The following is a 13462-nucleotide window of genomic DNA, read 5'->3' as shown; positions in this document are numbered from 1 at the left end:
AAGTTAGGAAGAAAATGATATTCTTATGAAAGTAATACCATAATGAATATTTCCTAATGGTGTATGATTTTCAATCTCCTGAGAAGTGCTGGTTTAATTTTTACAGACCTTCAAATCTGTACTCGTTATTCAGGAACTGATCTGTAGCATCTTCAATGGCATAGTCGCCAATCTTGGTACGTCTCAGCTGTGTCAGATAAGCTCCTACTCCCAATTCCTGACCGATATCATGGGCCAGACTTCTGATGTAGGTTCCTTTTGAACATCCTACCATAAAACTCACCATAGGAAAATCAATTTTAATATCCTTGATGTAATGGATCGTTGTTTTTCTTGCCTTCATTTCCACTTCTTCACCAGCTCTGGCAAGGTTGTATGCTCTTTCACCATCAATTTTAATAGCCGAATAAACAGGTGGTTTCTGTTCAATTTCTCCAACAAATTTTTCCAACACTTCTTTTACCTGTTGTTCAGTAATATGCGAGATATCCTGTTGAAGAATTTCAGGCTTTTCAGTATCATAGGATTCCGTTTGTACACCAATCTTGATCTCTGTCCAATATTCTTTGGGAGCATCCTGAATTTCAGGAATTTTCTTTGTAAATTTTCCACAGCAGACAATAAGAAGCCCAGTTGCTCTGGGATCTAAAGTTCCGGCGTGTCCGATTTTAAATTTTTTAGGAAGATCAAACTCCCTTTTAAGTTTATATTTCATTTTATTGACAGCCTGGAAAGAAGTCCAGTCCAAAGGCTTATCTAATAAAAAAATGTATCCTGATTTCAGTTCTTCAGCAGTCATGAATGGGTATAAAAGATTTCTTATTTAAAAAAATAAAAATAAATCAACAGGGCAACTCCAACAAAAATACGGTACCAGCCCCAAGGTTTGAATCCATATTTGTTAAGCACACCAATAAATGCTTTAATGGCAATAAGTGCTACAATAAATGCTACAATATTTCCTACCACGAAGATCATAATGTGATCCTGTGAAGACATAATCATTTCATATCCTTTCTGTGGATTTGCGGTTTCTTTTCCCCAGGTCTTAACAAAAACTGAGTACACTGTTACCGCAAGCATGGTAGGAACTGCAAGGAAAAAAGAGAATTCTGCAGCAGCCTTTCTGGTAAGACCTTGGGCCATTCCTCCAATGATGGAAGCAGCACTACGGCTTGTGCCCGGCATCATTGCAAGACACTGCCAGAAACCAATGGTAACAGCATTTCTTATCGTAATTCCTTTTTCATCATCAATCTTAGGATTCTTAAACCATTTATCTGCAAACAGCAAAACAACACCCCCTAAAACCAATACGGAAGAAATCGCAATCTGGTTCCCAAGAACGGCTTCAATTTTATCATCGAATAAATATCCCAATACCAAAGCCGGAACTACGGCAAATGCAAGTTTGAAATAGAACTGAATATTATTTAAGTCAAAAAACTTTTTCCAATAGGCTACTACCACAGATAAAATAGCTCCAAACTGAATAGACACCTGAAACATTTTTAAAAATTCTGTTTCTTCCAACCCCATAAGATTCGCAGTAAATCCCATATGTGCTGTAGAGGAAATCGGAAGATATTCCGTCAAGCCTTCTACAATGGCAATAATAATTGCTTTGATTAAATCCATATTCTTTTAAAAATTAAAAAGATTAAAAGATTTAAGAATTAGAAAAATCAGCTCATTAGCTTACATCTTTCAATTCTTAAATTTTTTAATCCTTAAATAAAATTATTTTATTTATTTTCTTTTTAAGATCGCGTACACTTCTATTGCAAATCCTATAACAACAAACAGAGGTGCTATTCTGATTCTTCTGATAGAAAAGATCCCGTCATTCCATGAGTTAGGATCAAATTTTCCATCTACAGTATTGGCATCAGGTCCCATCATCAGTAGAAATCCTACTACAATAAATGCTAATCCGATCAGCATCCATTTGAAATTCTGCTGTCCGAAATAGAAAGTGTTTTCCTGTGGTACTTCAGCTTCATGTCCAAAGTCTGAAGCGGAAAATTTATTTGTTTTTTTGCTCATTATTAAGAGTAATATAAATCGTCAACGTTTGATTTTAAGAATCTCCATGTAGCGAAAATTGTACTTAACACAGAAATAAAAATTCCTACTCCAAGTACCAGGATAACTAACCAGAAGTACTGATTGTTGTCCTGCACGAAAGCTGAACCAATCTGACTTGTGAAATAATACCAGACTCCACCTAACGCAATAAGACCTATTACAGAACCGATAGCTCCCAGAATAATAGCTTCTACAATGAAAGGTTTAAGGATAAATCTTCTTTTCGCTCCTACCAACTGCATTGTTTTAATAATAAATCTCTTAGAGAATATCTTCAGACGGATAGAGTTGTTGATCAATACAACTGCCAATATCAGAAACAGAATCGAAAATCCTAAAATCCATTTCAGAATTCTGCTCAGGTTATTGTAAACATCAACCATCAAAGTACTGTCATTTTTAACATCGATAATCCCTGGAACAGATTTGATCTCTTTGATGGCTTCATCAATTTTTGCTGGATCTACGAATTCCGGTTTTAAAGCTACTTCAATAGAGGAAGGGAAAATATTTTCTTCGAACAATGCATCACTGTCGATTCCCATACTCTTTTTGGCTTCTTTAGCCGCCATATCCCTTGAAATATAAGTCGCTTTTTTTACAGGAGCTAATAACTGTACCTTTTTAAAAGTTTCTTCCTCAAGTTTTGCAATTTTTACAGAATCTTTAGCGTCATAGTTTTCATCAAAGTAGGCATTCACCACCAACTGTTCTTTGATATAGTCAGAATACTTCTGGGCATTAATCAGAATAAGCCCCATTAATCCTAACAAAAATAACACTAAGGCAATACTTATCACTACTGTAATATTGCTGGACCGAAGCCTTTTCTTATTAAATTCATCTACAGATTTAGCCATTAATATTAAAATTTTTGGCTAAAATAGAAAAAATCTTCCGAAATTTGGGACGAAATAAAGAAAATCACTGTTAATAAAATCATAAAAAACTTTGAGTGTAAAAGCAAAAAAACATCTTGGACAGCACTTCCTGACAGATGAAAATATCGCAAGAAAAATTGTAGAAGGTCTTAGTTTTGAGAACTATACCAACATCATGGAAGTAGGCCCTGGAATGGGAGTTCTTACCAAATATCTTCTTGAAAAGGATCAGAACATTTACCTTGCAGAAATAGACACAGAATCTATTGAATACCTGAAAAACAATTATAAAAAAGTAACGGAAGAAACTTTTGTAGGAGATTTCCTGAAACAGGATTTCAGTTTTATCAAAGACGATCAGATTGCTATCATTGGAAATTTCCCTTATAACATTTCGTCACAGATTCTGTTTCAGATTGTAGATTATTACCAATTGATCCCGGAAATGGTGGGAATGTTCCAGAAAGAGGTTGCTGAAAGAACGGCTGCTGTTCCCAGAACTAAAGATTACGGTATTCTTTCTGTTCTGATACAGGCGTATTATGATGTATCTTATATGTTTACGGTACATGAGAACGTCTTCAATCCTCCGCCAAAAGTAAAATCTGGAGTCATCAGACTTACAAGAAACCCTAAGGAAGGACTTGCAGGCAATGAGGTTCTGTTTAAGCAGATTGTTAAGACAGGTTTCAACCAAAGAAGAAAAAAGCTTTCTAATGCTCTGAAATCATTAAACATTCCTGAAGCCTTAAAAGGACATGAATTTTTAGATAAGAGAGCGGAAGAACTTAGTGTTGCAGATTTTATACACTTTGCGAATCTCTGGAAAGAAAATCAATAGACAATTATTATAAAAAGCTCCTCTATCAGGAGCTTTTTTGTTGAATAAAGTACAATACCCTTATTCGTTAAAAGTAGAAAGCCTTTCAAATAAATTCGAAAGGCTTTCTTTTATAGTACATTATCAATTTTAGTTTCTGTTCTTCAGCATGATCCATCCTGACCAGTTCATCTGAGCTTTTGATTTTGGATACTCAAAGTTGAATTTATACCAGTATGTTGCTGTAGGAAGTCTCTTACCACCTACTGTTCCGTCCCAGGTAGGATTTTCTTTTGAGAATCTGAACATTTCTACTCCATACCTGTCATATACAGAACCTGTAAAGTTTTTAAAGTCTCCAAGAGCCTTAAGATCCAGTACATCGTTGATTCCGTCTTCGTTCGGCGTAATGATATTGTTAATCTGCAATGTAAAGAATTCAAGAGATCCCACACAATGTGTTCCTACTCTTCTTACTAAAACAGTGTAGTTTGTATTATCTAAAAGGTTAGTAAATACATTAGAAGCCTGCCATGTAATACCATTGTCAATAGAATATTCCAAAGTACTTGGTGTATTGTTCATTGGCGGGTTTTCCGCTGTAATTGTTACTGACTTTTTGATACTTTCATAATTTAAAGCGGTAACGAAAGGAGTTGCTGCTCCCATTACTTTAGCTTCAAAAACTTTCTTACAGATACCGTTATCAATTTCCACTGAGTAAATACCCCATTGGTTTACATTAATTTTCTGCGTTGTAGCACCTGTGCTCCAAAGATATTTATAACCGTCACCAGCTCCTGCATCCAGGGTTACAACATCACCTACACACATTTCAACATCTTTCAAGGTAGAGGTAATTTCTGGTGTCACTTCAATTCTAATTGTTGCCGGATTCAGAGATTTACATCCTTTTGCTCCAATTGCATATACTGTAAATGTGGTAGTCTGATACAGAGTAACGGTCTGCATATTCCCTGTTCCCATAAAATTGCTCCAAAGATAAGTATCTCCTCCTTCAGCAGTAAGAGTTACAGATTCTCCCGGACAGATTTTTATTCTGGAAGCTTTCACTTTAGCGGTTGGGGTTGCTTCTTTCTGTAATGTCAGTTCTACAATTTTGCTACAGAATCCTCCATTGGAAACCAAAACATACAAAATCTGTCCATCGTTACCATTATAGTTTAAAGGAGTCTGAATATAGTTGTTATTCTGTGCAACAGCATCCGCCTGATTTTCGTAGAATTTAAAGATAGCTCCAGGCGTTGGGCTGATGGTAGGCATAATTGTACTTAAATCAAAAGTAGTAATATCCGGTGTGGTACAAAGCAGCAATGTTGCATCCTGAGCCTGAGGTGTTGTTCCTCCGTGAATCTGTATGGAAGCTTTACCCGGACATGGATTACCTGGAACACTTACTTCGATAGTATAAGTACCAGGCTGTATTGCAGTAATTGTATTAGTCGTTGCATTAGGTATTGGTGCACCGTTATAGAACCACTGATATACAAGGTTAGGGTCATTTACAGAAGCTGTAATTACCTGAGGGACATTATCACATACATTGATATCTGAAGGCAATTTGGTTCCTGCAGGATCTAAAAGGTCTACTCCGATATTGAAAGATCCACCTTCAAGGAATACTGCAGAGTCATAACTGTGGTCACTGTAATCGGCAATTACCATTTTGAAGTGGTATTGCTGTCCTGCTACTACGGTTGCCGTAGCAGTCAATGGAATCGTTCTTCCGTTAAAATTTGTTTCAACGTTCCCGGTGTTATATCCTGCAAAATATTGTTCGTTTACGGCACCACAACTCCCTGCAATTGCAGGGTGTATATTGGTAATACTTACCGGCCCTGCTCCTCCCGGAAGTACAGCCATATTTACATAAGGTCCACCTGAAGTAGGTCTCAATAAGATGGCAAATGCATCTGCGAAGGTACAAGGGAATGAGCCTGTATATTCTTCTGAGGCAATCAGATAATTAAATTTAATCTGAGAGGTGGTTGGAACGAAGTCAAACTCCAAAAGCACAGCATCATTCAATCTGCTTTCCACTACCCCAATCACCTGTGCAAGGTCAGCATCAGATCCTCCACCGTTCACATCACTAAGGCCACCCTCAAAGGTGTTACCAGCTCTTCTTGCAAATCCTGTGGAAAGAATAAGTCCATCTTTAAACGGAAAATTGGTTGCAGCCTTATGAAAATATCCCCATGCTCTGTTTGCCTCACTTGCAGCATGGTTAGGTGTAATCTTCACATTGGTTACATTGGGAGTAAGACAAGTATTGGTCCCGGATGAGATCAATACATCTTTAACCATTTTTTCAATAGTATAAGCTGTTTCAGGATACTGCGGAGCATTCACATCAATAAAAGCACCAGCCCTTCCGGATAGATTGGAAGGAATTTCTTTTGCCTGTTTTCGCGGAGGCAGATCTTGTGAAAATAAAAAAGTCGAGATGACTAAAAAAAATAAACAAAGCGGTAGATATCTTCTCATAATATTTTTGTTTCAACAAATTTAATTTTTTTTTAAATATATCATATACATATTTATATTTTTTACCATAAAAAAACAAAATAAGAACCTCTTACAGTAAATTTTCATTAATCAATCCCTATTCGGACAAATCATAAATAGTGTGGTAGCATTGTATTACAAAATATTTTAACATATTCCTCCCCTATTCCAAATAATTCACAAAACGCAACAATCTTTATTCCTAAAAACAACAAAATCTTTCATTGCTGAAAGATTTTGTTGTTGATTTTTTATTTTAGTAAATTCTAGTTTCTGTTCTTTAAGAGAATCCAACCTGAACGTTGTTCCATTTTCTTGCTGGCCGGATTTTCCCATTGTACTCTATACCAATAAGTAGCGGTAGGAAGATTGATTCCTTTTAAAGATCCTGTCCATATAACATTACCTTTACTTGCTTTAAATACTTCCGCCCCGTATCGGTCGAAAATTGAAGCTGCGAAGTCTTTGTATCCGCTGATTCCAGTAAAGTCAATGGTATCATTTACACCATCCATATTTGGAGTAATAGCATTGCTGATAACAAATGTAAAGTAATCCAGTGAAGTACCACATTTGGCACCTTTCACTCTTACCATTACAGAATACATCGTATTATTCAAAATACCTGTAAATATATTGGATGGCTGCCATGTCAATCCTCCATCTATAGAATATTCTAAAGTTCCACCTGTAGGATTACTTGCCGTAAGTGTAAGAATATGGTTATCATAAACAATATTGGTAAACTGTGGCAGATCAGGATTAATAAGCTGTGCAGAGAATGTTTTGGAACAAACCCCATTGCTGATTATCACAGAATACGTTCCGGGAATATTAGTGGTTATCGTCTGAGTCGTTGCTCCTGTACTCCATACATAAGTATAGTTGGGTCCTGCCCCGGCATCCAGAGTTCCTTTATCTCCGGCGCAGACAAATACATCTTTTAAGGTAGAAACAATCGCTGGAACTACTTCAATAGTAACTTTAGCCGGATTCACAGAGCTACATCCGTTTCCTCCTAATGCATATACTGAATACTCTGTTGTTACGGTAGGCGTCACTACCTGTGTGTTTCCGTTTCCTGTAAGTCCTACCCAGTTATAAGTGATCCCTCCTGTGGCAGTTAATGTTACAGATTCTCCTTCACAGATTTTTAATTTAGATGCTGTAAGACCTGCTATAGGTGGTCCTACCTGAACTGTAACAGTAGCGGGCGTTGCAGAAATACATCCGTTAGCTCCAACTGCAAATACCGTATAAACAGTAGTCGTAGTAGGTGAAACAACCTGAGTATTTCCATTTCCTGTAAGACCATTGCCCCAGTTATAGGTTACCCCTCCGGAAGCAGTCAACGTCACTGATTCTCCCACACAAATACGAGGTTGTGATGAAACCAATGCAGCAACCGGTTGTACTTTATCTTCCTGAACTGTTACTGTAGCAGTAAATGTACAGCTCAGGTTTCCTGGTTGTGAAATGTTAGTAACCGTTAGAGTATAAGTTCCTCCAGAGCTTACAACAGGGGTAAGAGTATTACCTCCTGATACAATAGTTCCTCCGGTTGTTGTCCAGGCAATTGTAGATCCTGCAGGAACTACTGATGCCGAAGCATTGATAGTAACCTGAGGAGTTGTACAGGTAATTGTTTGTGGTGCAGCAATAGTAAGAGTAGTTTGGGCTGTGCTTAATAATTGCAGAGATACTACATAGCTGCAGCCTCCATTGCTTACTAATACATAAATAGTCTGGCTTCCTCCGGGAGGTGTATATGTTGTAGGTACTGCAATAAAGTTTCCGTTAGCTGCATTGGCATCAGCCTGATTGATATAGTAAGTAAAAGTAACGCCTGCAGTAGTTGTAATCTGAGGCTGAGCTTCAGTAAGATTATAAGTTAATCCTGGCTGATAACACTTATGCAGTGTTGCATTTTGTGCTGTAAAAGGCTCTGAAACTTCTATTGTTATCGTTGCAGGGTTTTGAGAGACACAACCATTTGCACCTACTGCTGTTACGGTATAAGTAGTGGTAACAGTAGGTGAAACAACCTGTGTACTTCCGTTTCCTGTAAGGCCATTACCCCAGTTATAGGTAGCCCCGCCTGAAGCGGTAAGTGTTACAGAATCTCCTTTACAGATTTTTATTTTGCTTGCTGTAAGCCCGGTAACTGGCGGGGCACTGTTTCCTGTTACAGTTACAGTTCCTACAGCGGTACAGCTGATATTTCCAGGCTGATAAACTTTTGTAATAGTTAAAGTATATGTTCCTGCCGCATTAATGACAGGGTTTAAAGTAGTTCCTCCTGAAACAATATTTCCTCCTGTAGTTGTCCAGTTGAAAGTAGCTCCTGCCAGATAAACAGAGGCTGAAGCATCCAGTGTAGTCTGAGAGTTAGCACAGGTAAGTACAGCCGGAGGAGCAATAGTAGGCGTCATTTGTGGCGCCTTTACCAATTGCAGCTGTGCTACTTTTGCACAGAAACCGTTTGCTACTCTCACATACACCGTTCCACCTGCACTCTGATGAGCTGTTGGATTAGAAATTGTATTTGCATTTCCTGCATTAGCATCCGCCAATGTGGTATAGTAGGTAAACACAGCTCCCGGTGTGGTGCTTATTGAAGCTTGTGCTGATGTTAAATTAAAAGTTGCATTTCCGGCAGCATAACAGGCTGTTAATGTAGCATTCTGTACTGTAGGAGATGTTCCGCCAACTACTGTAATAGTAGCTTCCCCCGGACAGGTATTCCCCTGGATGAAAACCTTAACGGTGTATACCCCTGGTGCTGTTGCCGTGTAACTTGCATTGGTAGCTCCTGCAATCGGAGTGGTACCCTGATACCACTGATACGTTATATTAGGTCCCTGTACAGAGGCTGTAAAAGTCTGTGGTGTATTATCACACATATTAACAGAATCAGGAAGCTGCACGCCAGCCGGATCCAGGATTTTCACCCCGATATCAAATGATCCTGCTTCAAGAAATACTGCTGAATCAAAGTTAGGATCCTGATAATCCGCCAACACAATTTTAAAATGGTAGGTTTGCCCGGGAATGACAGTTGCTTTTGCTGTCAGAGGAATAGTACGTCCGTTAAAATTGGTTTCAATCTGAGCGGTATTGGTTCCTCCGTAATAGGCTTCATTCTTAGGTCCGCAGTTTTGATATTGCGGGTGAATATTCGTTACACTTACAGGTCCTGCTCCTCCGGGAAGCACTGCAAGATTGGTATAAGTAGGATCAGATGCCTTTTTTAACAGCAAAGCGAAACCATCTGTAATAGTACATGGAAAGTTTTGCTGATATTCTTTAGAAGCAAACAAATATCTGAAAGTAATTTCAGTAGAGGCGGCTACAAAGTCAAACTCTATAGAGGTTGCATTGGTTAGGTTATTGTTAGCAATCCCTAAAGCGTTCGCAAGATCTACATCTCCTCCGGTTCCCAGATCATCACTTAATGTTCCTTGAAAAGTATTCCCTGCTTTATTGGCATATCCGGTTGAAAGTATAATCCCTTTACTAAAAGGAAAGTTGGTATTTGATTTATTAAAATATCCCCAGCTACGGTTCTGATTGGTGGCAGACAAGTTAGGAGAAACGGTTACATTGCTTACCGTTGAACTGGTACAAGTAGAGCCTCCTGATATAAGCACATCATTTATAAGCTGGGTTATAGGATAGCCGGACTCCGGGTAACTAGGTGCATTTACATCTATAAAAACACCTGCCCTCAAAGAAGCAGCTTTAGGTTTTGCAGCAATTTCTACCCTTCCTTTATTTTGAGCCAAAACAAAGTTCCCCATGAAAGCTAAAAATAACGCTAAAAATAAATTTCCTCTCCTCCTATTTAACATTTTATATTATTTTGAACAAAAATACTATTTTTTTTGATTGAAATTCAAGTTAACACAATTTACATTATTACTAACGCAAATTTATTTATATTAGAATATCAACTCCGTTTATTTTAAAATAATAAAAAAAGACTGACGAAATAGTCAGTCTTTCAGTTATAGTTTAAATTATTCTATATTTTTAAGTAATATCCATCCTGTTTTTACAGTAAGTTCTTTACTTGCAGGATCTTCGAAGGTTACCTGATACCAATAGGTAGAAGTAGGAAGCTTTTTACCCTGGAAATATCCGTCCCAATATGGATTGATCTTCGCTGCTTTGAACACTTCTCTTCCATATCGGTCGAAAACCTGTCCGCTGAAATCTTTATAATTAACCACACCGCTGAAATCAATGACATCATTAATATTATCACCGTTTGGAGTAATTACATTTTTCATCACGAATGTAAAGAATTCAAGGAAACCTACACAGCTGGTAAATTTAACCCTAACTCTGATCGAAATGACTTTATTTTTAGGCACATTGTTAAACACATTTGAAGACTGCCATGTAACCCCGTTATCTACTGAATATTCCAGGATACCATTACTTGGATTACTTGCTGTAACGATCATAACTCCATTCTCACTATAATCCACTTTTATCACTTCAGGGATCACGGCCTTAATAACCTGAGTTTTGAACTCTTTTGAACAAACTCCGTTACTGATCGTTACCGAATATTCTCCAGGTGTAGCGACTGTAATACTTTGACTTGTTTCACCAGAACTCCATTGATATGTATATCCTGGACCAGAACCTGCATCCAGAATGATTTTATCACCCTGACAGATATGTCCTCCTTTTAAGTTGGAAACGATAGCCGGAACTACTTCAATGGTAATACGTGCCGGTTGAAGAGATTTACATCCCTGTGCCCCGATAGCATATACAGTATAGGTAGTAGTTTGAGTTGGGCTTACCGTTCTGATTCCTCCGGTAGTGGCTGCTGAATCACTCCATTCATAGGTTACACCGCCTGTAGCTGTAAGCAAAACAGATTCTCCGGCACAGATTTTCAATCTTGGTGCGGTAAGTAAAGCCGTTGGTGTCTCTTCTTTTCTTAAAGTTAATGTTGCAATCTTACTACAGAAAGCTCCATTGGAAACCAATACGTATAATATCTGTCCATCTGTTCCTGAGTAGTTTGTGAGATTAGTGATGTAGCTGTTATTTTGAGCCTGTGCATCGGCCTGATTTGCATAAAAACGGAATACTGCTCCCTGCGTTGTACTGATTAAAGGTTTTGCTGTTTCCAGATTAAAACTGGTAATTGCAGGTGTAGTACAGAGTTTAAGTTCAGCATTCTGTACGGTAGGGCTCGTTCCTCCGATAATGGTAATAGTAGCTTCACTTGGACATTGATTTCCCGGGACCATTACTTTTACAGTATAAACTCCCGGTTGGGTAGCTACATACACAGCACTTGTTGCCCCTGGAATAGCCACTCCATCTTTATACCACTGATAAGTCATTCCCGGAATTGCTGCTACCTGTGCCTTTAACTGCTTCGGAGTATTATCACACATGTTGATAGTACCTGGTAACACAACTCCTGTTTCATCTACAATTTTAATTCCCACGTCGAAAGATCCTCCTTCTAAGAAAACTGCTGAGTCATGAGACGGGTCTTTGGCATCTGCCAATACCATTTTGAAATGATACGTTTGTCCTGGGATTACGTCTGCCACAGCTGTTAAAGGAGTTGTTCTTCCAAAATAATTGATTACTAAATGTGGATTTGCCAGTGCTCCAAAAAAAGCTGCATTAATTGGCCCACAGCTGAATCCATTTCCTGCAGGAACAATATTGGTTGCACTTACAGGTCCGGCACCTCCCGGCAATACGGCCAGGTTAGTATAGGTAGGATCTCCAACTTTCTTTAATAAAAGAGCAAAGGCATCAGAATAGCCCAGACATGGATAATTGGAAGTATATTCATCAGAAACGAATATGTAATTAAATTTTACCTGGTTTGAATTCGGAACGAAATCAAACTCAAGGGCTACCGCATCGGTTAAACTTACATTGGCTCCGGTAGCGGCTACAAGATCCGCATCACTTCCTGTTCCTACTGATTGTCCTACAGCGGCTACATAGTTGTTTCCAGCTTCAGATGCATATCCTGTAGTAAGGACAATCCCATCCGTAAAAGGAAAATTAGTAGTTCCTTTATGAAAATACCCCCAGAATCTGTTGCTGTTTGTCACATCATGATTAGGAGATACAGTAACATTGGTAACATTGGCTGTTGTACAATTGGTACCGCCATTGATCAAAATATTCTTTACCAACTGCTCGGGAGTATAATTTGAAGGGGTGTAAGGCGGTACATTCACATCTATAAATGCTCCGGCCCTGAGAGCGGCGGCAGAAGGTTTTATTCTTTCTGATTTTCTGACAGGTCTCGTTTGAGAAAATGCAGAAACAGAAATCAATAAAAAAGAAAAAAGGAAAAAATAGTTTTTTAGTCTATAGATTAACATTTTGTTTTCATTTGTTCAAATGTAGCAAAAATAATCATACAAAATCAGCCTTTAACATTACTATTTTATAATCCAGCAGGTAGATTCATAACATTTTTTTCTTATTATTACATTTTCCGTAAATCATTTTGAACAGAAATTAATCCATAAAAAAACAGATCAACGTATTGATCTGTTTAAACTTTAACGGCCATTATTCCGGTTCTTTATCATCTTTTTTCAACTGGTCTATTTCATTCTGCAACTGAGAGATAATATCTTTTAAGGCTTTTATTTCGTTTTTGTTCGAGCTCACATTACTCTTGAGCATTACATTTTTCGCTCTTTCATTGTGGTCTTCTTCATCTTCGTCTTCGTTAATTTCTTCAATATCTTCGCTGATTTCCTCAATGTCTTCCTGGATATCTTCAATATCTTCATTGATCTCTTCAATGTCTTCGCTGATTTCTTCTATATCTTCGCTGATTTCCTCAATATCTTCCTGAATGTCTTCAATATCTTCCTGTATATCTTCAATTTTCTCGTGGCTTTTATTCACAGACATCTGAATGAAGATTGCCAGATAAATAGCTTCCAGGGAAAGTACGGTCGTAAGAATCAGAAGCATTTTATCAAAATCAACGATATTCAGCATCGGAAGTAAAAACGAGGTAAGGAACAGCAGAGTATGAACAATCAGGGACTGAATAGATCCTATCCAAGATGTAATGCTGTCTGCTATTTTTTCAAGAACTTCTGTTTTTTCGTTATATTTTTTCATCCTT

9 protein-coding genes are annotated in these 13462 nt (G+C 37.9%); 1 reads left to right on the top strand and 8 read right to left on the bottom strand.

Annotated elements, in window-relative coordinates:
• Positions 1 to 100 precede the first annotated feature (100 nt).
• From truB to PZ898_RS23575, 4 genes are all read right to left on the bottom strand, one after another.
• Positions 101 to 799, bottom strand: a complete 699-nt coding sequence (gene truB / locus PZ898_RS23590) for a tRNA pseudouridine(55) synthase TruB (protein WP_277694389.1) — start codon at positions 797 to 799, stop codon at positions 101 to 103.
• Between the two features lie 20 nt (positions 800 to 819).
• A complete protein-coding gene (locus tag PZ898_RS23585) occupies positions 820 to 1638 on the bottom strand; it encodes an undecaprenyl-diphosphate phosphatase (protein WP_062671115.1) in 819 nt (272 codons plus the stop codon).
• A 111-nt stretch (positions 1639 to 1749) separates the two neighbouring features.
• Positions 1750 to 2046: a DUF3098 domain-containing protein gene (locus PZ898_RS23580; protein WP_062671117.1), complete on the bottom strand. Its 297-nt coding sequence runs from the start codon at positions 2044 to 2046 to the stop codon at positions 1750 to 1752.
• 2 nt (positions 2047 to 2048) lie between these two features.
• Positions 2049 to 2948, bottom strand: coding sequence for a permease-like cell division protein FtsX (locus tag PZ898_RS23575; RefSeq protein WP_062671119.1), 900 nt, complete (start codon positions 2946 to 2948; stop codon positions 2049 to 2051).
• A gap of 91 nt (positions 2949 to 3039) precedes the next feature.
• Between PZ898_RS23575 and rsmA the strand changes: the two genes are divergently transcribed.
• Positions 3040 to 3810 carry a 16S rRNA (adenine(1518)-N(6)/adenine(1519)-N(6))-dimethyltransferase RsmA gene (gene rsmA, locus PZ898_RS23570; RefSeq protein ID WP_277694388.1) on the top strand — a complete coding sequence of 257 codons (771 nt, stop codon included), beginning with the start codon at positions 3040 to 3042 and terminating at the stop codon, positions 3808 to 3810.
• 129 nt (positions 3811 to 3939) lie between these two features.
• Here the strand turns inward: rsmA and PZ898_RS23565 are convergent, their stop codons facing one another.
• The 4 genes from PZ898_RS23565 to PZ898_RS23550 form a co-directional block, all read right to left on the bottom strand.
• Positions 3940 to 6297, bottom strand: coding sequence for a choice-of-anchor L domain-containing protein (locus PZ898_RS23565; protein ID WP_062671124.1), 2358 nt, complete (start codon positions 6295 to 6297; stop codon positions 3940 to 3942).
• A 287-nt stretch (positions 6298 to 6584) separates the two neighbouring features.
• Positions 6585 to 10169, bottom strand: a complete 3585-nt coding sequence (locus PZ898_RS23560) for a choice-of-anchor L domain-containing protein (RefSeq protein ID WP_277694387.1) — start codon at positions 10167 to 10169, stop codon at positions 6585 to 6587.
• Positions 10170 to 10337: 168 nt separating this feature from the next.
• A complete protein-coding gene (locus tag PZ898_RS23555; RefSeq protein ID WP_120233165.1) occupies positions 10338 to 12698 on the bottom strand; it encodes a choice-of-anchor L domain-containing protein in 2361 nt (786 codons plus the stop codon).
• Positions 12699 to 12891: 193 nt separating this feature from the next.
• A complete protein-coding gene (locus PZ898_RS23550) occupies positions 12892 to 13458 on the bottom strand; it encodes a DUF1003 domain-containing protein (protein WP_062671130.1) in 567 nt (188 codons plus the stop codon).
• Positions 13459 to 13462: the final 4 nt, after the last annotated feature.

Origin of the sequence: Chryseobacterium sp. WX (genome assembly GCF_029542485.1) — a bacterium.
Lineage (GTDB): Bacteria > Bacteroidota > Bacteroidia > Flavobacteriales > Weeksellaceae > Chryseobacterium > Chryseobacterium cucumeris.
The sequence above is the reverse complement of the archived record's forward strand: the minus strand, read 5'-3'. Positions and strand labels throughout refer to the sequence as shown.